This is a genomic window from Thermanaerovibrio acidaminovorans DSM 6589, from assembly GCF_000024905.1.
In the GTDB taxonomy this organism is placed as follows: domain Bacteria; phylum Synergistota; class Synergistia; order Synergistales; family Synergistaceae; genus Thermanaerovibrio; species Thermanaerovibrio acidaminovorans.
The window spans coordinates 1,412,863-1,438,498 of record NC_013522.1; the positions used below are offsets into that span (position 1 = coordinate 1,412,863).

At 64.7% G+C, this 25,636-nt stretch carries 19 protein-coding genes; 14 read left to right on the plus strand and 5 right to left on the minus strand.

Translation table 11 applies throughout. From position 1 onward, the window contains the following. The first annotated feature begins 11 nt into the window (after positions 1-11). From TACI_RS07035 to TACI_RS07075, 9 genes are all read left to right on the plus strand, one after another. Positions 12-1,274, plus strand: a complete 1,263-nt coding sequence (locus TACI_RS07035; RefSeq protein ID WP_012870108.1) for a 3-isopropylmalate dehydratase large subunit — start codon at positions 12-14, stop codon at positions 1,272-1,274. Then, a complete protein-coding gene (locus TACI_RS07040) occupies positions 1,275-1,769 on the plus strand; it encodes a 3-isopropylmalate dehydratase small subunit (RefSeq protein WP_012870109.1) in 495 nt (164 codons plus the stop codon). It abuts the gene before it with no gap. A gap of 22 nt (positions 1,770-1,791) precedes the next feature. After that, positions 1,792-3,054 (plus strand): isocitrate/isopropylmalate dehydrogenase family protein, encoded by a 1,263-nt coding sequence (locus tag TACI_RS07045; RefSeq protein ID WP_012870110.1) that lies wholly within the window; start codon positions 1,792-1,794, stop codon positions 3,052-3,054. Positions 3,055-3,107: 53 nt separating this feature from the next. Beyond that, positions 3,108-3,377, plus strand: coding sequence for a citrate lyase acyl carrier protein (citD, locus tag TACI_RS07050; RefSeq protein WP_012870111.1), 270 nt, complete (start codon positions 3,108-3,110; stop codon positions 3,375-3,377). After that, positions 3,374-4,255, plus strand: a complete 882-nt coding sequence (locus TACI_RS07055; protein ID WP_012870112.1) for an HpcH/HpaI aldolase/citrate lyase family protein — start codon at positions 3,374-3,376, stop codon at positions 4,253-4,255. Before citD ends, TACI_RS07055 begins: the two co-directional genes overlap by 4 nt. After that, positions 4,245-5,798, plus strand: coding sequence for a citrate lyase subunit alpha (gene citF / locus TACI_RS07060; RefSeq protein ID WP_012870113.1), 1,554 nt, complete (start codon positions 4,245-4,247; stop codon positions 5,796-5,798). The genes TACI_RS07055 and citF overlap by 11 nt, the downstream gene beginning before the upstream one ends. Positions 5,799-5,915: 117 nt before the next feature. Further along, complete coding sequence (locus TACI_RS07065) at positions 5,916-10,004, plus strand: PAS domain S-box protein (RefSeq protein WP_012870114.1); 4,089 nt, start codon at positions 5,916-5,918, stop codon at positions 10,002-10,004. Further along, positions 9,991-11,088, plus strand: coding sequence for an HD domain-containing phosphohydrolase (locus tag TACI_RS07070; RefSeq protein ID WP_012870115.1), 1,098 nt, complete (start codon positions 9,991-9,993; stop codon positions 11,086-11,088). The genes TACI_RS07065 and TACI_RS07070 overlap by 14 nt, the downstream gene beginning before the upstream one ends. Beyond that, on the plus strand, positions 11,078-11,413 hold the full coding sequence (locus tag TACI_RS07075; RefSeq protein ID WP_012870116.1) for a DUF2628 domain-containing protein: 336 nt from the start codon (positions 11,078-11,080) through the stop codon (positions 11,411-11,413). Before TACI_RS07070 ends, TACI_RS07075 begins: the two co-directional genes overlap by 11 nt. A 47-nt stretch (positions 11,414-11,460) precedes the next feature. On the opposite strand, the gene gltS is transcribed toward TACI_RS07075, so the two are convergent. Next, complete coding sequence (gene gltS / locus TACI_RS07080) at positions 11,461-12,675, minus strand: sodium/glutamate symporter (RefSeq protein ID WP_164925203.1); 1,215 nt, start codon at positions 12,673-12,675, stop codon at positions 11,461-11,463. A gap of 340 nt (positions 12,676-13,015) precedes the next feature. Here gltS and TACI_RS07085 point away from each other — a divergent pair, with 340 nt between their 5' ends. Continuing rightward, on the plus strand, positions 13,016-15,346 hold the full coding sequence (locus TACI_RS07085; protein ID WP_012870118.1) for a PAS domain-containing sensor histidine kinase: 2,331 nt from the start codon (positions 13,016-13,018) through the stop codon (positions 15,344-15,346). Here TACI_RS07085 and TACI_RS07090 read toward each other — a convergent pair. Then, the gene (locus TACI_RS07090; RefSeq protein WP_012870119.1) at positions 15,340-16,434 is read right to left on the minus strand and encodes an acyltransferase family protein; all 1,095 of its coding nucleotides are present in this window, start codon (positions 16,432-16,434) and stop codon (positions 15,340-15,342) included. The genes TACI_RS07085 and TACI_RS07090 overlap by 7 nt on opposite strands. An 80-nt stretch (positions 16,435-16,514) precedes the next feature. On the opposite strand from TACI_RS07090, the gene TACI_RS07095 reads away from it, so the two are divergent. Next, on the plus strand, positions 16,515-17,948 hold the full coding sequence (locus TACI_RS07095) for a DUF4139 domain-containing protein (RefSeq protein ID WP_012870120.1): 1,434 nt from the start codon (positions 16,515-16,517) through the stop codon (positions 17,946-17,948). Here the strand turns inward: TACI_RS07095 and TACI_RS07100 are convergent. The 3 genes from TACI_RS07100 to TACI_RS07110 are packed head-to-tail and all read right to left on the minus strand — an operon-like array spanning position 17,945 to position 20,430. After that, entirely contained in the window at positions 17,945-18,538 is a 594-nt protein-coding gene (locus TACI_RS07100; protein WP_012870121.1) for a histidine phosphatase family protein, read from the minus strand. The genes TACI_RS07095 and TACI_RS07100 overlap by 4 nt on opposite strands. Then, positions 18,531-19,634: a DVU_1551 family NTP transferase gene (locus tag TACI_RS09450; protein ID WP_012870122.1), complete on the minus strand. Its 1,104-nt coding sequence runs from the start codon at positions 19,632-19,634 to the stop codon at positions 18,531-18,533. The genes TACI_RS07100 and TACI_RS09450 overlap by 8 nt, the downstream gene beginning before the upstream one ends. Positions 19,635-19,638: 4 nt before the next feature. Then, entirely contained in the window at positions 19,639-20,430 is a 792-nt protein-coding gene (locus tag TACI_RS07110; protein WP_012870123.1) for an XdhC family protein, read from the minus strand. A gap of 169 nt (positions 20,431-20,599) precedes the next feature. Between TACI_RS07110 and TACI_RS07115 the strand changes: the two genes are divergently transcribed. Genes TACI_RS07115 through TACI_RS07125 form a run of 3 tightly spaced genes read left to right on the plus strand, consistent with a single transcriptional unit; the run spans position 20,600 to position 25,628 of the window. Beyond that, complete coding sequence (locus TACI_RS07115) at positions 20,600-21,253, plus strand: TetR/AcrR family transcriptional regulator (protein WP_012870124.1); 654 nt, start codon at positions 20,600-20,602, stop codon at positions 21,251-21,253. Further along, positions 21,250-24,318 carry an efflux RND transporter permease subunit gene (locus TACI_RS07120; protein WP_012870125.1) on the plus strand — a complete coding sequence of 1,023 codons (3,069 nt, stop codon included), beginning with the start codon at positions 21,250-21,252 and terminating at the stop codon, positions 24,316-24,318. Before TACI_RS07115 ends, TACI_RS07120 begins: the two co-directional genes overlap by 4 nt. Positions 24,319-24,320: 2 nt before the next feature. Further along, positions 24,321-25,628, plus strand: coding sequence for a TolC family protein (locus TACI_RS07125; RefSeq protein ID WP_012870126.1), 1,308 nt, complete (start codon positions 24,321-24,323; stop codon positions 25,626-25,628). Positions 25,629-25,636: the final 8 nt, after the last annotated feature.

The window sequence follows — 25,636 nt, forward strand, 5'->3', positions numbered from 1 at the left end:
GGGGTTGTGAGATGACGGAACCTAGGACCTTCGCGGAGAAGGTGCTCGGCAAGTGGGCGGGGCGGCCGGTTAAGGCCGGTGACGTGGTCACCGTGGAGCCCCACTTCTGCATGAGCCACGACAACGCGGCCCCCATAGCCAGGACCTTCAAGAAGATAGGGGTCTCAAGGGTCTTCGACCCCAACCGGATCGTCTTCATCCTGGACCACGCGGTGCCAGCCCCCTCGGACGACCACGCCCAGAACCACAAGGAGATCCGGGAGTTCGTCAGGGAGCAGGGGATACCCCACTTCTTCGACGTGACCAGCAAGGGCGGGGTGTGCCACCAGAAGATGTGCGAGGAGGGCTACGCCCTGCCGGGGCTCATCATGATAGGCAGCGACAGCCACACCTGCACCTACGGGGCTTTCGGGGCCTTCTCCACCGGCATAGGCCGCTCCGAGATGGCCGCCGCCTGGGCCACCGGCAAGATCTGGTTCCGGGTGCCGGAGTCCATGAAGATCACAGTCACCGGCTCATTCCCCAAAGGGGTATCCGCCAAGGACCTGATCCTCAAGATCATAGGCGACATAGGGGCCGACGGGGCGGACTACATGAGCGTGGAGTTCCACGGGGAGGGCATCCTCCAGATGTCCCTGTCGGAGCGGATGACTTTGTGCAACATGGGGATAGAGATGGGGGCCAAGAACGCGGTCTGCCCGCCGGACCAGAAGGTGCTGGACCACGTGAGGGACATTGCCAAGAGTGACCAGTGGGAGGCCATCTGGGCGGACCAGGGGGCCACTTACGCCAAGGAGCTGTCCTACTGCCTGTCGGAGCTGGTACCCGGGGTGGCCAAGCCCCACACGGTGGACAACTACGCCCCGGTGGACCAGGTGAAGGGGGCCCAGATCCACCAGGCCTTCATCGGCAGCTGCACCAACGGCCGGATCGAGGACCTAAGGGAGGCGGCAACGATCCTCAAGGGCCGTCAGGTGGCGGTGCGCACCATAGTGATCCCCGCCTCATGGCGGGTCTACCGGCAGGCCATGGAGGAGGGTCTCCTGGAGACGTTCCTGGACGCGGGCTGCGTGATCTCCAACCCGGGATGCGGTCCCTGCATGGGGAACCACCAGGGTATCCTGGCCCCCGGGGAGACGTGCATAAGCACCGCCAACCGGAACTTCAAGGGCCGGATGGGCAACAAGGACAGCTTCATATACCTGGCGAGCCCACTCACCGTGGCGGCCTCCGCTGTGGCGGGGGAGATAGCGGACCCCAGGGAGGTGCTGTAGATGAGGATAAAGGGCAGGGTCTGGAAGTACGGGGACGACGTGAACACCGACGTGATCTTCCCCGGCAAGTACACTTACACCATAAAGGAGAGGTCCGAGATGGCCAAGGTGGCCTGCGAGGACCTGGATCCGGAGTTCAACCGGGATGCCCAGCGGGGGGACATCATCGTGGCGGGCAAGAACTTCGGTTGCGGCTCCTCCCGGGAGCAGGCGGTCACCTGCCTGGTGGAGCGGGGCATAGGGGCCATCATAGCCAAGGGGTTCGCCAGGATCTACTACCGGAACGCCCTTAACGAGGGGCTCCCCATAATCGTGTGCCCCCAGGCGGTGGACGCCCTGGAGAAGGGGGACACGGTGGAGATCGACTTCGACCTGGGGCAGGTCCACACCCCCAAGGGGACCTTCTCCTTCCCCCCCTACCCGGAGTTCGTCAAGGGCCTTATCGAGGACGGGGGCCTCATCCCCCACGTGAAGAAGTCCCTGGGACTCTCTTAAAACCAATAAGGAGGTATTCCGCATGAGCCGCAACGTTCTGAAGGTGAAGGAGCGCAAGGACCGCTACAAGGTCTGCTACATGCCCGGGGACGACTCGGGGTTCGACATGATGGAGGGGGCCCTGGTGGTGCTCCTCTCCATGGACCTGCCCATCGACTGGGTAAGAGCCGACCTGGGCTGGTGCATGTGGGAGAAGTCGGTCAACAAGTTCGGCCAGGGGGATCCCCGGTGCAACACGGTCCCCCCGGAGACCATCGACAAGATCCGCTCCTCGGACGCCACCCTGATGGCGGCCATAACCTCCAAGTCGGGGGTCAAGGGCTTCAAGTCCGCCATCCTCCAGATGCGGCAACTCTTCGACCTCTACATAAACCTGCGCCCCGCCAAGACGTTGCCGGACCTGGGCTCCCCCCTCAAGGGGGACCCAAAGATCGACCTGGTCCTCTTCCGGGAGAACACCGAGGATCTTTACTCTGCCGTCGAGTTCCACCCCCTTCCGGAGGAGATGTTCAACCTCCACAAGGGGATGGAGCGGTTCAGGAAGATGGGGGACGTGGCGGTCTCCTGGCGGGTCTTCTCCAGCGTGGGCTGTGAGCGGATAATCCGGGCCGCCTTCGAGTACGCCAAGTCCACCGGCAGGACCAAGGTTCACTGCTGCAACAAGGCCAACGTTATCCGGGAGACCGACGGGATGATGAAGCGCATCTTCCTGGAGGTGGCCAAGGAGTACGAGCAGTACGGCATCACCGGCATAGAGGAGAACGCGGACGCCACCGCCATGTGGCTCATAAAGAACCCCCAGGACTACCAGGTGATCGTCACCAGCAACGTCTTCGGGGACATCCTCTCCGACGAGGCCAGCCAACTGACCGGCGGCCTGGGCTTTGCCCCCAGCGGCAACATAGGGGAGAACACCGCCATATTCGAGCCCTGCAGCGGCTCGGTTCCCAAGTACGCCCACCAGTACCGGGTTAACCCCTCCGCCATGTTGCTCACCTCCAAGATGATGCTGGAGTACCTGGGGCTGGACCAGGCGGGGCAGAAGATCGAGTGGGCCATAAACGAGGTCCTGAAGGAGAACCGGCCCAAGACCCTCACTTACGACATCCTGAGGGACTTCCGGAACGATCCCGACTGGGAGAGGAACGCGGCCAGCACCATAGAGATGGCCACCGCCATAGCCCAGAAGATAAACCCCTCCCTCACGGACAGCACCTTGGAGGACATCAAGGCCAAGGCAAGGGAGATGTGCGACTGGACCAAGACGTTCGGGTTCGAGGACTGATCACCCGAGGGGGGAGCTCGCCTCCCCCCTCCTTCGCACGGGGGGGAAACCACATGAGAACCGTACAGGCGGGGACCTTGGAGTCCATGGACTGTCTGGTCACCGTATCCGACTGCCCCGGAGAAGTTAAGGTCTCCATAAGCGGATCCGGGGCGTGCCGCTTCAGGTCCTCCATGGAGGCGGCGGTGAGGGAGACGCTGGAGCGCCTGGGCGTAAGGGACGTGTCGGTGGACCTGCAGGATAACGGGGCCATCGACCTGATCATAAGAGCCCGGGTGGAGGCAGCGCTGAGGAAGCGCATGGAGGGGGGGGAGGCCCCGTGAGGCGCACAATGCTGTACCTGCCGGGCAACAACCCCAACATGCTGCTCAAGGGGTACCTGTTCGCCCCCGACGGGATAATCCTGGACCTGGAGGACTCGGTCCCCCTGGGGGAGAAGGTCTCCGCCCGGGTCCTGGTCCGGGAGGCCATAAGGGGATGGGAGTTCGGGGGCTGCGAGGTGACCGTCCGGATCAACGGGCTGGACACCCCTTACGTTCAGTATGACCTGGAGGAGATCGTTCCCCTGGGTATAAGCGGGATCCGGGTCCCCAAGGTGGAGGACCCGGCGGAGGTGGCGGACCTGGACCGGACCATGTCGAAACTGGAGGCCCAGGCGGGGCTCCAGGTGGGCAGCACCAAGATCTTCTGCCTGCTGGAGACCGCCAGGGGGGTGCTCCGGGCCTTCGACATAGCCACCGCGTCCAGCCGGGTGGCGGCCATAATCCCCGGCGGGGAGGACCTGGCGGCGGACCTGAAGACCTCCAGGTCCAAGGAGGGGACCGAGCTGGAGTGGGCCCGGCGATACGTGGTCATGGCCGCCCGGGCCGCGGGGGTGGACCCGCTGGACACGGTCTACCCGGACGTTAACGACCCGGAGGGGCTGGAGCGGGAGGTCCGGTTCATCCGGCAGCTGGGCTTCGAGGGGAAGAGCGTGATCCACCCCAACCAGATCCGGGTGATCCACCGGGTCTTCACCCCCTCGAAAGAGGAGGTGCTAAGGGCCCGCCGGATCGTGGAGGCCGCCAGGGAGGCGGAGGCCAAGGGGCTGGGGGCGGTGGCCCTGGACGGCAGGATGATAGACGCCCCGGTGGTGAAGAGGGCCATTAGGACCCTGGAGCTGGCGGAGGCCATGGGGGGAGGTGACCGCCATGACGGTTAACCGGGCGGGACGTTCCGTGCCGGACCACATAGAGGGCTACGGACCGGTGCGTCACTATGAGGGGGCCTTCGAGAGGCTCCCTCAGGGGCCCAAGGTGGGGCCCCTGATCAGGAGGGCCAGGGACGGGGCGTCCTCCAAGGTGCTCAAGGACCTCAAGGAGGCCATCGAGGCATCGGGGCTCAAAAGCGGCATGACCGTATCGTTCCACCACCACCTGCGCAACGGGGACATGGTGGTTAACCAGGTGATACGAACCTGCGCGGAGATGGGGATCGGGGATCTTACCATCTTCCCCACCGCCCTCTTCGGGGTCCACAGAGAGCTGATGGAGCACATAAGGTCCGGGGTGGTTCGCCGGATAATGGGGTCCGTGAACGGCCCCATAGGGCGGCTGGTCTCCGAGGGGGGCATGGCGGAGCCGGTGGTGCTCCGAAGCCACGGGGGACGCCCCCGGGCGGTGGCCTCCGGGGACGTGAAGATAGACGTGGCCTTCATAGCCGCCCCATCGGCGGACCGGCACGGCAACCTGTCTGGATCCCAGGGCAGGAGCGCCTGCGGCTCCCTGGGCTACGCCTTCACCGACGCCATGTACGCGGACCACGTGGTGGCGGTGACCGACAACCTGGTGGAGGGTACCCTCTGCCCCATCTCCATTCCCCAGATCTACGTGGACCACGTGGTCAAGGTGGACTCCATCGGGGATCCGGCGGGGATCGTGTCGGGCAGCACCAGGATAACCAAGGACCCGTTGAGGCTCCTCATAGCCCGGATGGCTTCGGAGCTCATCGAGGCCTCCCCCTACTTCAGGGACGGGATCTCATTCCAGACCGGGGCGGGGGGCATACCCCTGGCGGTGACCGCCTTCCTCAAGGAGGCCATGATCCGACGGGGGGTCAAGGGGAGCTTCGGCCTGGGGGGTATAACCGGCTACTTCGTGGAGTTGCTCAAGGAGGGGTTGCTGGAGTGCCTCATGGACGTGCAGTCCTTCGACCTGGAGGCGGTTAGGTCCATAGCCTCCGACGGTCGCCACATGGAGATCTCCGCCGAGTGGTACGCCAGCCCCTGGACCTGCGGCAGCGCGGTGGACAGCCTGGACGCGGTTATCCTGGGGGCCACGGAGGTGGACCTGGACTTCAACGCCAACGTGAACACCGAGGCGGACGGCTACCTGCTCCACGGCATAGGGGGGCACCAGGACACCGCCGCGGGGGCGAAGCTCACCATAATAGCCCAGCCCCTCCTTCGGGGCCGGATACCCTGCGTGGTGGACCGGGTCCACTGCGTCACCACCCCCGGTGAGGTGGTGGACGCGGTGGTCACCGAGTTCGGCATCACTGTGAACCCTAGGAGGGAGGACTTGCTGGAGGCCGCCCGGGAGGCCAGGCTCCCCCTGATATCCATGGAGGAGCTGCTGCATCGAGCCCGCCGGATCTCGGGCCCCATGGACCCCCTGCCCCAGGAGGACCGGATCGTGGCGGTGGTGGAGTGGCGGGACGGCACGGTGATCGACGTGATAAGACAGGTCAAACCCAAGGCCCGGTGATCCCACCAAACACGGACTGCTGGGGAGGGGGCGTTCCCCTCCCCAGCAGTTTTAAACTGTCCACATCACGTTTAAAATACTACAAAAATCCCCCGATGGCAGGGAGGTGTGCTGACCATGGGATCCTCCATCCCTACCAGGCGAAGGGGCCTAAGGTTCAAGGCGGCCCTGGCGCTGGGCAGCTTCATGGCCTTGATGGTTCTAGTGCTCTTGACAGCCGGCTACTGGATCCTCCACCGGGGCTTCGAGAAGCTGGAGGTGGAGGACGCCAGGAAGGACCTGGACCGGGTGGAGACCGCCATCGACACCATGGGCTACTTCCTCCAGGGAAGCGCCACCGACTGGGGCCGGTGGGACGACACCTACCTCTTCGCCACCAATCGCAACCCGGGGTACATAAGAAACAACCTCAACGAGGACAGCTTGAGGGCCCTTAACGCCAACCTTTTCCTGATCTTCGACCGGGAGGGATCCCCCCTCTTCGGCGCCCTGCTGCCCCAGGGGGGGGAGATGACCCTCTTGAGCGGAGAGGACATCCGCCGGGAAGGGCCCGTCAGATCCCTGGGTGCCCTCACCGGCAATCCCAACCGGGGGGTCCTCTTTGCCTTTGGCATGCCCATGATGATCGCCCACTCCCCCATCCTCACGAGCCTGGGCGAGGGCCCCTCGGCGGGGCGGCTGGTCCTGGGAAGGGCCCTCACCTCCGAGGAGTTCTCCTGGGTGCTCAAGATGGATGTGATGATAGATAGCACATCCAAGACCGGGGACCTCTCGGACGGATCCCACCGAAGCTGGATCCACCCAGTGGACCATCGGACCCTCAAGGCCCACCGGATCGTGCCCACCCTGGACGGGAACGGCGTCCTGGTCACGGTCACCAGGACCAGGGACATCTACGCCCACGAGGAGAGGACCCTGTGGACCCTGGGGGTGCTCCTGGCCTCCATAGGGCTAATGGGGACCCTGGGGGTCAACCTGATAACCCGCCGGATGGTGCTGGATCCCCTGGAGGGGATCAGCTCCAGGATCCATCGGATAGCCCAGTCGGGCCGGTTCGACGAGGCTCTGCCGGTGGAGGGGGACGACGAGCTGTCGGACCTGGCGGAGGACGTGAACCTGCTGCTCCGGGCGGTGGTCTCCTCTCAGGAGCGCCTGGCGGACCTGTCCGCCACGCTGGAATCCCTGAGCGACGGGGTCTTGGTTTGCGACCCGGACGGCAGGGTGGTGAACGCCAACGCCTCCGCCGCATCTATCCTGGGGGTCCCCGAAGGGGAGGTCCGGGGGAGGGACTTCATGGACCTGATCGCTTTGGAGCACGGGGACCTGCGAGGTGTCCCCCAGGTCCACGCATCCTTCGGCGGGGTGGTCAGCGTCCGGGGAGAGGACAGGTTCCTGGAGGGGAGCGTCTCCTCCATCGTGGGCCCCAACGGGGATGTCACCGGATCGGTGACGGTCTTCCGGGACGTGACCCAGGACAGGCGGAACCGGGAGGAGCTAAAGGAACGGGAGGCGTTCCAGCGGGAGCTCCTGGAGATCATGCCTGTGGGGGTCATGGTGGTGGACCCGGAGAGCCGTTCCATCGAGTCGGTTAACCCCCACGCGGTGAAGCTCCTGGGGGTTGAGGACCCGTCCCAGCTGGTGGGACGCCGCTGCCACGGCTCCGTGTGCCCCGCGTTGGAGGGGTCGTGTCCCATATGCGACCTGGGAAACCCGATGGACAACGCGGAGCGGACCTTGCTCAGGTCCGACGGGAGTCAGCCTCAGGTGCTCAAGACCGCCAGGATGGTGACCCTGGGGGGCAGGAGGAAGCTGCTGGAGGTCTTCATGGACATAAGCACCCTTAAGCACATGGAGGAGGAGCTCAGACGAGCCAACGAGCGGCTGGACCTGGTGATAAGAGGCACCAATGACGGCATCTACGACTGGGACTTTGCGAGTGGCAGCCTTTACCTCTCTCCCCGATGGAAGCAGATCCTGGGCTACCAAGACAACGAGTTGGAGAATAGTCACGAAACCTTCGTTCGACTCCTCCACCCGGACGACAGACCCAGGGTTGAAGAGTATCTGGGTCTCTATCTGGAAGGTAGGGTTAGGAACTACTCGATTGAGTTCAGGATGATTCACAAGGACGGATCAGTCCGTTGGATCCTCTCAAAGGGGACCGCGGTTAGGGACCGGGATGGCAGGCCTATCCGGATGGCGGGATCCCACTCGGACATCACCGACAGGAAGATGGCGGAGGAGGAGCTGATCCGCCGGGCGGAGATCCTGAGCGGGCTCACCTCCGCGGCCAACAACCTCATAAACGTTCCAACGGACAGTTGGGACGAGGCACTGACATCCTCCCTGGCCGCCGTGGGGGACGCGCTGGGAGCCATCGGTGGCTACGCCTTCTCCTACGATGACCGCCGGGAGGCGGCGGCGATGACCCACCGGTGGGCCCCTATGGGGCATGAGTTCCCCAAGACCGGGGAGATCCGGTACCATCTCATGGGGCCAATGCGGGAGGCTCACCGGAATGGGCTTGCCTTCCAGGTGGGGGATCTGCGGGAGCTGCCCCAGGGGGACCCCATGGGTGAGATGATGAAGAGTCTAGGGGTGACCGGCCTGGTCACGGTGCCAATCCTTGGGCCCGAAGGCTGCCACGGCTTCGTGTGCTTCGGCTGGGACGTGCCGAACCGTCTTAATGATGACCAGCTGGGGCTTCTGAGCCTGCTGGGGATCATGCTTAAGGCTACCATGGACAGACTGAGCTCCTTGGCGGAGACGCTGGAGGCCAAGAGGCGGGCTGAGGAGGCCAGCGCCGCCAAGTCTGCGTTCCTGGCCAACATGAGCCACGAGATCCGGACCCCCATGAACGCCATCCTGGGCTACACCCAGATCCTGGAGAGGGACCCATCGCTGGGGCCCAAGCAGAGGGAGAAGGTGCAGGCCATAATACGCAGCGGCAACCACCTCCTGGAGCTCCTTAACGACCTTCTTGACCTATCCAAGATCGAGGCGGGGGTGCTGGAGATCCGGCAGGAGGTCTTCCCACTGCGGAAGATGCTCCAGGACGTGGAGGTCATGTTCCGGGGCGGGGCGGAGGCCAAGGGGTTGCACCTGCTCCTGGAGGGGCTGGACCAGGCCCCCCACTGGGTGTCGGGGGACCAGCGGAAGCTGAGGCAGGTGTTGGTGAACCTCCTGGGCAATGCGATCAAGTTCACCTCCGAGGGGATGGTGGTCCTTCGGGCCCAGGAGATCCACAGGGACCAGGAGGGCGGCAGGACCCAGCTTCGCTTCCAGGTGGAGGACACGGGGCCCGGGATACCGGAGGAGGAGCTTGAGGTGATATTCGACCCCTTCGGACAGGGCAGCGTGGGGCTCAAGGCGGGGGGAACCGGGCTTGGGCTTGCCATCTCGAAGCGCATAGTGGAGGCCATGGGGGGTGACATCCGGGTCTCGAGCCAGGTGGGCCATGGGACCGTGTTCACCGTCACGGTGCCCCTGGGACTTCCCTCATCCACCCGGGAGGACCTCCCCGGTGAGGTGAAGCCCGTTGGATCGGTGGTGGGCATCCAGGGGGACGGGGGCCTCAAGCGCATACTGGTGGTGGACGACGACCGGGAGAGCCGGGAGGTGCTAAGGCACCTGCTGGAGGAGGTGGGCTTCCTGGTGGACCAGGCGGAGGACGGGGAGCAGGCGGTTCGGATGGTGACATCATCCCCCCCGGACCTCATCATCACGGACCTTCACATGCCGCGGTTGGGTGGTGCGGAGGCCGCCAGGATCATTGGGCAGAGTGCCAGATCACCGGTGCCCATCCTTATAATGAGCGGCAGCAGATCCGCCGACGTGAAGGAGGACCTGTCCTGGGCGTCGGGTATCCTCCTCAAGCCCGTGGATGCGGAGGAGCTGTACCGGGCGGTGGGGAGGGCCCTCGGGGTGAGTTATGTCTATCGGGAGGAGCGGAGGGAGGGGTGGAGGGATGATGCCCCCCGGCAGAACATTGACCTGCCGCCCTCCCCGGAGGCGGCTACGCTGTTGGACGCCATCCAGGATGCGGTTCTCATGGGGGACGTTGGAGCCCTGGAGGATGCCATAGGGAAGCTGGGAGAGATCAGTCCCGGGGTCGCCGGTGTCATCGGCGCCATGGCAGAGAGGTTCGACTACGAGGGGATCCTCAAGCTTTTAGAAGGGGGGAAGCGGCGGGATGATATGGATTGAACGGCCCCCCACCGTGATGGTGGTGGACGACACGCCGGAGAACCTGCACGTGCTGAGGGGGTTGCTGGAGTCCGGGGGGGTCAAGGTCAGGGCCTTCCCCAACGGACCCATGGCGCTGAAGGCCGCCTGCCAGGACCCGCCGGACCTGATCATGCTGGACGTGATGATGCCCCAGATGAACGGCTTCCAGGTGGCCAGGCGCCTTAGGGAGGACGAGAGGACCCGGGGGATCCCCATCCTTTTCGTGAGCGCCCTGTCGGACACGGGCAGCAAGGTGAGGGCCTTCCGGGAGGGGGGGGTGGACTACGTCACCAAGCCCTTCCAGGCAGAGGAGGTCATGGCCCGGGTGAGGACCCACCTGGAGCTAAGCATGGCCCGGCGGGAGCTCCAGATGCACAACCGTCACCTGAACGACCTGGTGAACGAGAAGGTGCGGGAGATATCGGACTCCCAGATGGCCATAATACTGGCCATCACCAGGATAACCGAGTACAGGGACAGCGAGACGGGGATGCACATAGAGAGAACCGGGCACCTGTGCAAGGCGCTGGCCATGGAGGTCGCCCGGGACCTGGTGTCTCGGGTGAGCGACCAGTTCGTGGAGAACATCTTCCACGCCGCCCCGCTCCACGACATAGGGAAGGTGGCCATACCGGATCAGATCCTCCTCAAGCCCGGCAAGCTAACCGGTGAGGAATTCGAGATCATGAAGACCCACGCGGTCATAGGGGCGGAGGCCCTCAAGGCCGCCAGGGACCGGTACCCAAACAACCCTTTCGTCAACATGGGGATGGAGATCGCCCGGTGGCACCATGAGAGATGGGACGGCAGGGGCTACCCGGACGGGCTCGTGGGGGATCAGATACCCTTATCCGCCAGGATAATGTCCGTGGTGGACGTGTACGACGCCATAAGGTCAAGGCGACCCTACAAGCCCCCCTTCCCCCACCACAGGGCGGTGGAGATGGTGCTGGAGGGCCGGGGTACCCAGTTCGATCCCATGGTGGTGGAGGCCTTCGTTCGGGCCTCCGACGCATTCCAGGCGATACACCTGGAGATGGGGGACGGGGAAGGTGAGGCATGAGAGGCTGGCAGCTCCAGACGGGAGGGTGGTGACCGTGCCCGGGGGTTTCTCGTTCGCCGCGTGCCTGCTACCACCCCTTTGGATGATCTACCATCGGCTGTGGCTTCACCTGGCCGTTTGGATTCTGGGGGCTGTTGCCGCGTTCTTCGGCATCGTATGTCTGGCCCTTGAGGCCATGGGGCCTGGGCCTTGGCTGTGGATGGCTCAGGTTTTCGCTTGCCTGTCCATCGGGTGCCTCACCCTGATACCCGGCGCCTTCGGCAACCGCTGGCGGATCCGGCGCCTCAAACGCCTGGGGTTCAAGCCTCTGGGGGACGGGGATTGAGAAGTGATCGGGGGGACCCGAACGGGTCCCCCCATCTGGGCCTTGGGTTACATCCCCCGGGACGCCAGGGAGGAGAAGATCTGGATCACGAAGGAGTTCACTATGTCCACGAAGAAGGCCCCCACGATGGATATGGTGAAGAAGGCCTTGGGGGCGTGGCCGTACTTTATGGTGACCGCCTGCATGTTGGATATGGCGTTCGGCGTGGCCCCAAGGCCAAAGCCGCAGTGCCCCGCCGCCATGACCGCCGCGTTGTAATCCCGGCCGTTCATGTTGAAGGTCACGAAGTAGGCGTAGAGGACCATCAGCGCCACCTGTCCCAGGAGGATCACCAGTAGCGGGCCCGCCACTCCGGCCAGCTGCCAGAGCTGGAGGGACATGAGGGCCATGGCGAGGAACAGATAGAGGGCCACTCCCCCCAACTGCTCGATCATGGGCATGTTGACTCTGTATAGCCCCGTGAGGTCCGCCACGTTCCTAATGATGATCCCAACGAAGAGGGCGCAGAGGTACGTGGGGATCTTTATGCCCTGGTCCTTGAAGAAGTCCAGAAAGACCGCTCCTATGCTAATGGCCAGGGCGATCTGGAATATGCTGACCACCATGGCCTCGGTGGTGGTGGGCTGGTCCATCCGGTCATGGAGCTCCTCGGTGACGGGCTCTATGGGCTCCAACTGATCCTCCGGCCGGGCCTTGAGGTTGAAGCAGGTTATTAGGGCCCTGGCCACGGGACCGCCTACGAGGGCCCCGGACACCAGGCCGAAGGTGGCGGCCGCCATGGCGATCTCCATGGCCCCATCGAGGCCGTAAGCCTCGGTGAAGTAGCTGGCGAAGGTGGCGCCGGTGCCGTGCCCGCCTGACATGGTTATGGATCCCGCCAGGAGCCCCAGCAGGGGATTGAAGCCCGTGGCGATGGAGAGCCCCCAGGAGACCAGGTTCTGGAGCACCAAGAGGATCGACGCGGTTAGCAGGAACACCGCCACCGCGGGCCCCCCCTTCTTGAGGAGCCTAACGCTGGCCCCGAAGCCTATGGTGGAGAAGAAGGCTATCATCATTGGGTCCTTCAGGGCGGTATCGAAGGTTATCTCCACCCCCCCGGTCCTGAGCCCCAGGTTAAGGAGGGAGAACAGGAACCCTCCTACCACCGGGGCGGGGATGTTGTATTTGTAAAGAAACCGGATCCGCTCCACTAGCCGGAACCCCACCCAGAGGAGCATGCAGGCGAAGGCCAGGGTCTCAACCGCATTAAAAGAAAATTGCACGAAGATACCCCCTCTACTGAAAATAGCCAAAAGGCCCAAGGTAGAATACATAAATCCCAATATGGAATCCATACCAATCTCCAATATGCCCAATAGAAAGATTCTTTGAACCTTTCAACCCTGATTGGGTTAAAAATGACCGAATCGAACCGGGGAATTCACCCCCTCAGCTTCACCGAAACGCATATTCACAGGTCAACCGCTACAGATCGACATACCAACTTCTGAATATTGGGATATAATCCGCGAAGCATGGGGTGCAAATTCATGGGATGGGGTTTTTAAATTCCGTTCTTTTATGGTATGCTAAATGTCCATTCAGACCCGGGAGGTGAGCCAGATGCATCATAGGAGCGTACATGGGACCGCATCCCCCATGGACATATCCTCCTTTGTGGAGGCCCACAGAGGGATCGTCATGGACTTCCCCAAGGGCATGACGGTGATATCCCCCGACGGCTCCGTGCTCCTGGCCAACCGGGCTGCCTCCCTACTCATCGGAGACGGCCCCATCTCCTGGAGTTTCAAGGACCTCTCCATCCTGGACCTGATGACCCAGGAACCCCTCTCCCCAATGGACATGCTCTCCCAAGCCCTCGGGGGGGATAACGTGGAGGCCAACTGCCTCATGGGGTCCCCGTGGAGGGAGGGGCAGGCGCCGGTGAACCTTACCCTCTGGCGCCTTTCCTCTCCCACTGGGGGTCCCATGGGGGTCATGGGGATCATCACCGACCTGTCGGACCTGTGGGAGAAGCAGATGAAGCTGGCGGAGAGCGAGAGGCGGCACCGGGAGCTCTCCACCCTACTCAGGAGCATGTGCGACAACGTGCCGGACATGATATGGGCCAAGGACCTGAACAAGCGATACATATTCGCCAACCGGGCCCTGGCGGAGAAGCTCCTGAACGCCAGGGACACCGACGAGCCCATCGGAAAGACGGACATATTCTTCGCCCAGCGGGAACGGGACTCCCACCCGGAGGACCCCCAGTGGCACACCTTCGGTGAGATCTGCCAGGACTCGGACCTTCTGACCATCCAGGCCATGGCCCCCAGCCGGTTCGATGAGTGGGGGAACGTGAAGGGCCAGTTCCTCTTCCTGGATGTTCACAAGGCCCCGTTCTTCGATCCCAACGGGGTCCTCATCGGCACCGTTGGTTGCGGCCGGGACATCACCCGGGAGAAGGCCATGGAGATGGAGCTGACAGAGAGCCGCAAGAGGCTAAGGCTGGCCATGGAGTGCGGGGACATATACGCCTGGGACTGGGACGTCGATGGGGGGAAGATAACCCTAACCCCATCCCCCTGGGGGGACGGGAACGGGGACGAGGTGTCGATGGGAGAGGACGACATGCTTTTCTCCCGGATCCACCCGGATGACCAGGAGGCGGTGCGGTCCAAGATCGCCCAGATTCTAGATGGCTCCAGGAGCGTGTTCGACCACGTGTTCCGCCGAAGAAACCGCCTGGGTGAGTGGGAGTGGATCTGGTGTAAGGGGGCGGTCACTCAGTGGGATCCGGAGGCGAGGCCCATCCGGGTCACCGGAGTGGCAAGGGACGTAACCGACCGAATGGAGGCTACGGTAAGGCTGGAGAGGTCCGAGGCCCGATACCGGGGCCTCTTCGAGGGGTCCCTGGACGGCCTGCTGGTCCTGGGCTGGCGCAGCTCCGTGATAGTGGAGGCCAACGCGGAGGCCCGGCGGCTCCTGGGCAAGAACGACCCCATAGGGCACAAGGTGCTCCTCTACCCCATATCCGGCGAAGCGGCCCGGCCCATCTCACCCGATGAACTGGCCCAGAGGCCCACCGCCTCCCGGGTGGAGGTCTTCGCGTCAGTGCCAGGAGGGGCCCCCAGCCCGGTGGAGGCCTCCGCCAAGTGGATGGAGCTACCCGGGGGAGAGAGGGCCATCCTGGTAACCCTGAGGGACTTGGCCCCAATACTGAAGATGAAGACCCAGCTCCTTCAGTCCCACAAGATGAGGGCCCTTTCCACCCTGGCGGAGGGGATGGGACATGAGTTGAACAACATTCTTTCCCCTCTCCAGGGCTACGCGGAGATGGGACTCTACGGAAACCTGCACCCCATACTGTGCTTCGAGAAGATCCTGGAAGGGGTCAAGAGGGCCAGGGAGCTGACAATGAAACTGATGATGGCAGCCCATCCACCAAAGTCCACCGCGGACCTGCTGGACCTGAGGGAGTTCCTGCAAAGGCACCTGTCCATCCTGGCGGAGTCCGCCCCAGATGGGATAGAGCTCTCGTGGACCCTTCCCGATGAGCCCGCATGGGCGGTGATCTCCATGGAGCACGCTCGGCAGATCTTGCTCCACCTCTGGTCCAACGCAATATGGGCGGTGGAAGACAAGGGGAAGGTGACCGTTACACTATCGCTGGAGGAGATCGACGCCACCCAGGCGGCCATGGATCCCAGCCTCTCCGAGGGCCCCTACTGTGTGATCCAGGTGACCGACGACGGGTGCGGCATGGACGAGACCACCAGGAACAGGGCCACGGAGCCCTTCTTCTCCTCCCGGGTACCTTTGGGGTCCGGCCTTGGACTATCGGTGGTGCACGGACTGGTGACCCACTACCGGGGATCGGTCATAATAGACTCCAAACCCAACCGGGGCACCACGGTCAGGATCCTGCTACCCCTGGCCAGGGGTCACTGAAAGGACCCGCCAAGCCAGGGGACCCGGGGCAGGACCCGGGCGGACGAAATCTCCCCCAACCATACGGTGAGGCCCACCACCAGGGAGAACTTGACGAGAGCCGGCAAGCCAAGCCCCCCTAGGGCCCAGGCTATGGGAACGAGGATCATCTGGTGCAACCAGTAGAGACCGTAGGAGGCCCTGGATGCCAAATCCAGTCTACAGGACCCACCGGAACCCAACCGCCTCATGACCGCCACCAGGCCCAGTGGCATCAGAACCGCGGATCCCTGATTTAATGCCGCATAGACCAGGAGGTGGACCCCTTGGGGCTTGGGGGGAAGTTGAAGCCTCATGGCCACACTGGCCCCCAAAAGACAGATCCCCAGGATCGCCAGCCCCAGATCCGCCAGGGCGGACCGGTCCCCACCAAACCACCCACCCCGCCCGGCGGCGGCCCCCAGGAGGAACACCAACAGGTACCCTCCTATCCTCAAGGGCTGGAAGACCAGCACGTACCCGGGGTGAACCCATCCGTCCAGGGGGAAGTGCCTCCCCATCACCACGAACCATCCCGCCGCCAGGGCCCAACAGGCAGCCACCCAACCACCCATGGGGACCCGGTCCACCAGGGGACACAGCCACCTCCAGAGCAATGGGAAGATCAACGAGAAGGATATCAGCACCCCAAGGAACCAGAAATGGGCCTGCTGATAGGCGGGACCCAGGAAGACCTTCCACACGAAGGTGCCCAGGGGCGGCACCGGATAGCCCAGGTTCACCAGGCTGGCCAGGGCGAAAAGGGGGGCGAAGAGGACAACCCCCAGAATCCAAGGCGGGCCAAGCCGGCGGAGCCTCTCCCGGACGAACCCCCCGCCCCCCCTCCTATCCAGGGAACCGGGGGCCAGGTACCCGGCCAGGAAGAACATGACGGGCATCAGGAACACGTCCAGCATCAGCACCAGCAGGGTGAAACCCCACCAGCGGCTCTGGTCCTGCACGTACCACCAACCGGGACACCCCTCCATGTAGGTCATGGCCCCGTGAAGGGCCACCACCCCGTAGACGCACCAGACCCTAAGCCTGTCAAGGTGATACAGTCTTTCCACCCCACATCCCTCCACCCAGTTTGTTAAAAGGCTCAAGACGGCTCTATAATACTGCCAACTTCAGATTGGAGGTACGTGAAATGAGAAAGCTGATCCGCATCCTGGCCGTGGGGTCCTGCCTTCTGGCCCCGCAGCTCCCCGCCCTGGGAGAGGAGATGTCCACCGAGGCTCACGTCTACCCCTCCGGAGCGTCGGTGACCTTCCACGTCAAGGTGGACCGCATGAGGGAGGTGCTCCTACCCTCCGCCTACGATCGGGACCATTTTGAGGTCCAGGCGGGGGAGGGAACGCTACGGGGCTTCGTGGTGAGGCCCGTCAAGCTTCCCGGCTGGGTCCCTCCGTCCCTGGAGGGGCAGGCCAAGGAGCTGAGGCGCCTGGAGGCGGAGATCCAGGATCTGTCCTCCGCGGTGGCGGCCCGGGCAGCCTCCCTCAAAGGGCTGGATGCCGCCTCCCCCAAGGACCCCAAGAGGATACCCGGGTGGGAGGCCCAGAGGAGAGAGCTACACCGGCAGATGATGGGCTGGTCCCAGCGACTCTCGGCCCTCAAGGACAAGGCCCAGGTGCTAAAGGACGAGATGGCCAGGCTCTCCCCCCCGGGGGGGGACCTGCTCAACCGGGTGACCATCGACGGGACCGGCTCCATCAAGCTGTCCGCCTGGACGGATCACGCCTCCTGGCGGAACCGATACTCCATCAGGATAACCGGCCAGCGGGTCCAGCTGGACGAGGAGCTGTCCATATCCCAGCGGACCGGGGTTGACTGGAACGGGATCGTGACCTGCCACACCGCCTCCCCCAGGGACTTCAACCAGGACCAGCAGCTCTCCCCCTGGGTGGTGGACTTCCGGCGTCCAGCGGAGGCCTCCCCCCGGGCCCTGATGATGAAGGCGTCGGACTCCCTTCAGGCCTCCTTTGAGGCCTCCCAGGCGGACGTTACCTTCGCCGCCCATGGGAGAGTCCCCGGAACCGGCGAGGAGGTGGTGCTGAGGAGCGGATCCATGAGCCTATCGGGACAGGTGGAGCTGACCGCCATGCCCCTCCTCTCGCCGGTGGCGCTGCTAACCGTGTCCACCTCCCCCCTCCCCCGCACGGTCCTGGGGGGCGATGCCAACATAACCCTGGACGGGGTCCCCACCGGCCGGGCCATGTTGCCTCCCACCCCCGCCGGCCAGTCTCTCCGCCTGACCGTGGGCCGGGCCAGCGCGGTCAGCGCCTCCCGGGAGGAGAGGCTAACCACCCGGGGCATCCAGGGGGACCGGGCCTTCGTCAAGGGGACCACGGTGATCCGGGTCTCCAATGGGCTGGAGAGGGACGTGCGGGTGACCCTCAAGGACCGGGTGCCGGTCCCCGCCGACGACTCCATAAGGGTCTCCCACAGGAGCTCCGTGCCGGAGGACCGGGCGGAGGACGGGATCCTTACCTGGCTCCTCACCGTCCCCGCCGGAGGATCCAGGGAGGTGACGGTGGAGTACACGGTAACCTACCCCAAGGGCAGGGAGGTCAACCTGCCCTAGACTCCGCTCCACCGGGGGGACAGGTTGGACCTCTCCAGGACGAACCTGCCCCCCCTTCTAACCAGCACGTGGACCCCGCAGTGGTCCTGCTCCACCGCCCCGTAGAGCCCCAGCGGGAAACCCAGAAGGCCGCACAGCACCGCCCAGCAGACCCCCCGGTGGGCCACCAACGCCAAGGTGCCCCCCAGCCCCTCCAGGGCCTGGATCCCCCCCATGACCCGCCCCAAGAGGTCCTGGAAACTCTCGCCCCCGGGAGGACGGACCCCCGCCAGGTCCTCCCCCCTAAGCTTGAACTCCATTGGCCACCGGGCCTGGACCTCCGCCTTGCTGAGCCCATCCCACAGACCCAGGTCCAGCTCCCTGAACGCCTCCTCCACCAGGAAATCGAGCCCCGCCAGGCGGGCGGTGGCGGTACAGCGGACCATTGGGCTGGAGACGGCGCTACCCGCCCCCAGGGACCTCAAGAGACCCCCCAGAGCCCGAGACATGCGTTCCCCCTCCTCCGAGAGGGGCACATCGGTCCTTCCCCCCAGCATGATCCCCCGCGGGGCACCAGTCTCACCGTGCCGGACCAGCAGTAGCCTATCCACCCCGGATCACCTCCAGAAGCGCCCCCCCCGCCGCCTCCTCCACCAGGGCCCTCACCCCCATGGCGCGACGGATCCTGCGCCTGGCCGCCTCCAGGGCGGGCGGATCCCCGGCGAACCGGGCCTCCATGGCCTCCATCCTCTCCTCCAAGGCAACCAGCCGGGTGGACATGACCGACTTGTCCGCCAGGTACAGCACCTGGGCCTCCATCGACGCCCCTTCAGGCAGGTCCCTGTGGGAGGCTACCATCTCCCCAAGGCGAGTGAACCCCATTTCCGACAGGATCCGCCCCCCCTCCGCCTCGTGGTCCCGACCCCCCTTGGCCAGGTCGTGCAAAAGACAGCCGGATCGGATGGCCTCCACGTCAAGCTCATACCCCGCATCCGCCAGGACCCTTCCGATCCGGAGCCCCACCTCCGCCACCTTCAGGGAGTGCTCCACCACCCCTGTAGGGGTCCCCATGATCCGTAGCAGCTCCAGGCACTCCTCCCGGTCCGGCACGTCCATATAGGGTAGCCGGTCCAGGACCCGACGGTAGTCCTCCGGGGAGTCCATGTCCATGAGCACGTGACGGTCGAGCACCGGGAGCTCCTCCACCTCCCAAAGGTCCATCAGGGACCGGAGGCCCCCCTGCCCCTGGAAGGCCAGGATCTCACCGAAGCGCCCCCTGGATATGACCGGCGGGTGCCCCCTCTTGCCCTTGAAGGCGGGCACCAGTGCGTCCTGCCCCCGGTAGGAGGCCACCAGGGAGCGGACGGTGCAGGGCCTCACCAGCGGCACGTCCACGGGGAGCATCACCAGCCCCCGGACCGGCAGGTCCGCCAGGGCCCCCACCCCCGCCTGGATGGAGGAGAACATGCCGGTGTGGTACCGGGGGTTCTCCACCACCGCCGCACCGGAGGACCTGGCCAGGGGGGCCAGCTCCTCCATCCGGTGACCCAGCACCGCCACCACCGGATCGCAGACCCCGGATAGCAGCCGCACCGCCCGCTCCAGGACCGTCACGTCCCCAATAGGTAGCGCCGCCTTCAGGGTCCCCATCCGGCTCGAGTAGCCCGCGGACAGGATAAGCCCCGCCAGGGGGCCCGGGGAGCTCATCCCCTCACCAGGGAGCCCGAAGGGCCCCCACGTCCGCCCCACGCTTGACCGCCACTATCTCCGCCATGACCGACAGGGCTATCTCCTCCGGGGTCTCCGCCTTTATGGGCAGCCCTATGGGCTTGAAGATCCGGTCGAAGTGGGCCTCGCTGACCCCCTCCTTGAGCAGGTTGGCCTTCAGAACCCCCAGCTTGCTCCGGGAGCCTATGAGCCCTATGTAGGCCGCCTCGAGCCCGTCGGTGAGGCGCACCACCTCCCCGTCAAGGGCGTGCCCCCGGGTGCATATGACCACGTAGGTCCTGGACCCACCGCTGAAGCGGGACATGAACTCCCCCAGGGACACCGGGTGAACCTCCCCGTAGGGGAACCGCTCGGGATTGGCGAACTCCTCCCGCTCGTCCCAGACCACCACCGAGAAGCCCAGGAAGTGGGCCAGGTCCCCGATGGCCTTCCCCACGTGCCCGGCGCCGAAGATGACCAGCCGCTCCTCGTTGCCCAGCACCTCCAGGTAGACGGTCACCTCCCCGCCGCACACCATCCCGTCCGGGGCGTTCAGGTTCTTCTTGAAGGTGGCACACCCCTCCCCAGTCTTCAGCATCTCCAGGGCCCGCTGGATCACCTGGTGTTCCAGGAGCCCACCCCCCACGGTGCCCGCTATGGAGCCGTCGGGCCTGACCCACATGGAGGCCCCCCGGCTACGGGGGGACGAGCCCACCTCCTCCACCACCGTGCAGAGGACCCCCATGCGGCCCTCCGAGACCTCCCTGCTCACCAGACCCAGAAGCTTAGCGTCCAAAATGCCCACCTCCACGGTTGACTTTTCCAGCCGATTATAATCCATCGACCTGGCGGACAGGATAGGCAAACTTGACAGCTTGACGGTCACCGATGACCGGGCTAGACTTCCCCCATTGATGACCGCTGGTCTATTTTATGACCAGCGTAACAGGGAGGTAACCGACGGTTTGAAGCTCTCGGAGAGGAAGAGGAGTCTGATGGAGTCGGTGACCCGGGACGCCCTCTACGAGGCGGCGGTGGGACTGCTGAGGGAGGAGGGCTGGAAGGGGTTCACCATGGGGAAGCTGGCCGCCAGGGCCGGGGTGGCCAAGGGTACGGTCTACAACTACTTCGACGGCAAGGGGGACGTGCTCTTCTTCGTGATGGAGAGGAACGGCATGAGGACCGCCGAGGCCTTGAAGTCCCTGGCGGACCGAGTGGAGGCGGGGGAAGCGGACCCGGTGGAGGCCCTGGGGGAGGCGCTCCAGGTGGCCACCTCGGGGATGTACCGGAATCGGCACGTGATAGCCGCCATAGCGAGGGCCTTCGAGGACGACCCACGTCTCCTGGCCCGGAAGCGTAGCTGTCAGGACCCAAAGCACCCGCTGGTGACCATAAGGGATTCCATGCTGCGGATCCTGGAGGCGGGGGTAAGGTCCGGTGGGCTGGTGGAGGTTGATCCCAGGGGGGCCGAGGCGGTGATCCACTGCACCATGATGGGCCTAGGCAGGCTCCTGGCCATGGAGGACCGGGACTCCCACGGGATGGGACAGGAGGACATATCGAGCCTGCTCACGAGGATAATCCTCCACGGGCTCAGGAGAAGGGGGGCTGAACTGTGAAGCTTTGGGAGTTCTCGGTGAGGCGGCCGGTCACGGTGACCATGCTAACCGGGGCGATGGTGCTCTTCGGCCTCATGGCCCTTTCCGCCATGGGGCTTCAGCTGATACCGGACATAGATCTGCCGGTGGTGACGGTCTCCACCTCCATGACCGGCGCCAGCGCCAAGGTGATGGACAACGACGTGGCGGACGTGATCGAGGACAAGCTGTCCACCCTATCGGGGGTGGAGAGCATGTCCTCCAGCAGCTACCAGGGGGTGTCCATCACGGTGCTGGAGTTCCAGCTGGGGGTGGACGTGGACCGGGCGGCGGCGGACGTGCGGGACAAGGTCAACCTGGCGGCCCGGTCGCTGCCCAGCGAGGCGGACACCCCGGTGGTCCAGAAGTTCTCCATCGGGGACCGGGCGATCATAACCCTGGCGCTGGTGGGGGGATCGGACCCCAAGGGGCTGGCCACCTTCGCCGACAAGGTGCTGAAGCCCCGGATCCAGGCCATCGAAGGGGTGGGCGAGGTGGGCACCCCGGGGCTGAGGACCCGGGAGATCCGGGTTTGGCTGGACCCGGTCAAGCTGGAGGCCAGGAACCTGATGGTTAAGGACGTGATCGACGCCTTCAAGGCCAAGCACGTGGAGCTACCGGCGGGGAGCGTCAAGAACAGCCGCCAGGAGATCCAGCTCCGGCTCATCGGGGAGTACCAGACCGTGGAGGACCTGTCCTCCATGCCCATCAAGGTGGAGGGCAACGCCATGGTACGGCTCCGGGACGTGGCCCGGGTGGAGGACGGGCTGGAGGACAAGGGGAGCGCCGCCCTCTACAACGGCTCGGACACCATCTTCATAACCGTCAAGAAGCAGCGGGGGGCCAACGAGGTGGCGGTGTGCCGCCGGGTCCGGGAGGCGGTGCAGGAGATGAGACGCCAGGCCCCAGCAGGGGTGAACATCATGGTCATAGGGGACCAGTCGGACTACATCATGAGGTCCATCCGGGGGGTCTTCTCCAACGTCTTCCAGGCGGTGCTACTCTGCGCCCTGGTGATGTTCCTCTTCTTCAAGACCCTGAGGTCCACCTTCATAACCGTCATCTCCATCCCGGTCTCCCTGATAGGGAGCTTTCTGGTCATGAGGGCATTGGGGCTCAGCATAAACAACCTGACCATGATGGGCATATCCCTGGCGGTGGGCATGGTGGTGGACGCCACCACGGTGGTTCTGGAGAACGTGCACCGCCAGGTGGAGGGGGGGCTTAAGCCCCTGGAGGCCTCCATCAAGGGCACCCAGGAGGTGGCCTTCTCGGTGGTGGCCGGGGCGGCCACCACCATGGCGGTCTTCGCCCCCATAGCCTTCATGGGAGGCATCGTGGGACGCTTCTTCTACCACTTCGGCATAACCGTGGTGGTCACTGTGGGGCTGTCCCTGCTGGTCTCCCTTACCCTAACCCCCTTCCTCTGCTCCCTGGCGCTGAAGCACGAGCCGGAGCCGGGAAGGCTAGGGCGGGCCTTCGACAGGTTCTTTGCCCGCCTGGAGGCGGGATACCGCAGGTCCCTCTTCTGGGCGGTGGGGCATCGGAAGGCGGTGGTGCTGGCCGCCTTTGGGCTCTTCGTCCTGGGGCTGGGGCTGGCAGCCAACATAGGCAAGGGCTTCTTCCCCACCAGCGACAGGGGATCCTTCTCGGTGGACGTGGAGCTGCCACCGGGCTCGTCCCTGGAGCGGACCCAGGAGTTCATCGCTAAGCTGGACCATCGGATCCGCCGGAACCAATACGTGAAGTACACCTACGGTGACGCGGGGTCCGGCATTGGGGGGGAGGCCAACAAGGGGAGCATATCGGTAGAGCTGGTGCCCATAAAGGAGAGACCCCCCATAGACCAGGTGATCGACCAGGTGAGGAAGGACCTGTCGTCTTTCCGGGAGGGGAAGCTCACCTTCTCCCAGGAGGGCCGATCGGGGGTCACCATGATGCTGGTGGGGGCCACCACCGAGAGGCTCTACCAGATAGCGGAGCAGATGAGGCGGGACCTGGAGGCCACCGGCAAGGTGTCGGACTTCGACACCGACGTGCGACTCAACATCCCCCAGCTGGAGATCCTCATAAACCGCCCCATGGCGGACGCGCTGGACCTGAGCGTCAAGGACCTGGCCCAGGAGATCCAGGCCTACTTCGGGGGCACAAAGGTGGGGGTCTTCAAGGAGGGGGGCTTCCGGTACGACATAAGGATCATGGCGGACCAGATGGCCAGGACCTCCGCGGAGGACGTGAAGGACGTGGCGGTGAGGGCCAACGGGAGCTCCATCCGGATACCTGGGGTGGTTGACGTCCGCAAGGTGCTGGCCCCCAATGTGATAAACCGGTACTCCCGGAGGAACTCGGTGGAGATAAGCGTCAACGGAAGGGGGATCTCCACCGGCGAGCTGATGACCATGATGGAGGGGTCCTTCCGGAAGTTCGTCCGCCCCGGCGAGGGGGTCCAGATCATGCCCTCCGGCAGGTCCAAGAGCCAGCGGGACGACTTCAAGAGGCTCTTCACCGCCCTGGCCATAGCCATAGCCCTGGTGTACGTGGTGATGGCCATCCAGTTCGAGTCGTTCCTTCACCCCCTGACGGTCATGTTCTCCCTGCCGCTCCTGACCCCCGGGGCGTTCGGTCTCCTGTTCCTAATGGGGAACGAGCTGGACATGATGAGCTTCATCGGCATAATCCTGCTGGTGGGCATCGTGGTGAACAACGGGATAATCCTGGTGGACTTCATAAACCAGGAGAGGGAGAAGGGGGCACCCAAGACGGCGGCGGTGCTCACCGCGGGGCCCTTGAGGCTGAGGCCGATCCTCATAACCGCGGTTAGCACCATGGTGGGGGCGATCCCCACGGCACTCAAGCTCTCCGAGGGGGCAGACTTCCGACAGTCCATGGCGGTGGCGGTGGTGGGGGGTCTCTCCACCTCCACGTTGCTAACCCTCTTCGTGGTGCCCACCGTGTACCTGATCCTGGACGACATGAAGGACAGGGCCAGGGCCCTTTTGAGATACCTTCGGGGCGCCAAGGCCCCGAGGCTACGGGAGGGGAGCTGAACATGAGGATCTCTTTGGCTAGCATGGAGGGATTTCGCCGCCTCCTGGGCACCCTGGCGGTGGTGTCCTCCATCTTGGTCTTGAACCCAGCGCGTTCCGTGGCCCTGGATCTGACGCTGAAGGAGGCGGTCCAGACGGCGATCCAAAACAGCCAGGCGGTCCTGGCGGCGGAGCAGGACGTGAAGGCCGCTCAGGCCCTCCTCCAGCAGGCCAGATCGGCCATGATGCCCACTGTGAACCTTCAGGGGGGGGCCAGCCGGTCCAGCGAGGAGGGCTCGGAGCGGAACAACTACGGGGACATAAGCCTATCCCAGACGGTCTACGCCGGGGGGGCCATAACCGCGGGTCTCCATCAGGCAGAGGCCAACCTGAGGAAGGCCCAGCACAACCTGCAACGCGCCCGGGAGGAGGCGGCCTCCGTGGCATGGGACGCGTTCCTGGACGCGCTCCTTCAGAGGGAGAAGCTCCGCTCCGCGGAGCAGACCCGGGACTACTACGCAAGGGCGCTGGACATGGCCCGGAAGAGGCTTGAGGTGGGGCTTAACACCAAGCTGGAGGTATCCCGGATGGAGCAGAACCTGCGGGACGCGGTGGGATCGGTGGTCACCGCCCGGGGCAACCTGGAGCGGTCGCTCGTCACCCTCTCCAGGGCCATGGGGCTGGACCCCTCCACCAGTCTATCGGTCAAGGGGGAGCTGAAACCGGTGGACCTGGATCTCGAGGAGGACCGGGCGCTGGCGGAGGCCTTGAGGAACCGGCGGGATCTGATGGCCCTCCGGGAGGACCTGGAAATCCAGCGTCAGGGGCTCATAATAGCCGGCGCGTCCATGAGACCCTCCGCGTCGCTCTCGGGCAGCTACCGGCTCTACCACGACAAGCCGGGGAGCACCAAGGAGGGGGAGTGGACCGCCTCCCTGAACCTGACGGTGCCCCTCCTGGACTTCGGAAAGACGGACGCCAAGGTCTCCCAGGAGGCCGCAAAGCTGGAGAAGGCAAGGATCGGCCTTAGGGAACTGGAGGACTCCATCCGGGAACAGGTGAGCAAGGGGATAATAGCCCTAAGGACCGCCCGGGAGAACCTGTCCGCCTACCGAGGCAGCTTGGAGGTGAGCCGGGAGAGCCTCGCCCTGGCGGAGGTGGGCTACCGGGAGGGGGTAAACACCCAGCTGGACCTCATATCCGCCCGCCGGGACCTGACCCAGGCGGAGGTGACCTACCTGGAGGCGGTGAGGTCCCTCCTGGGGGCCATGAAGAACCTGGCCTATCAGCGGGGTACCATCCTGGAGGATCTGGAGAAGATGACAAGGTGATGAACCGG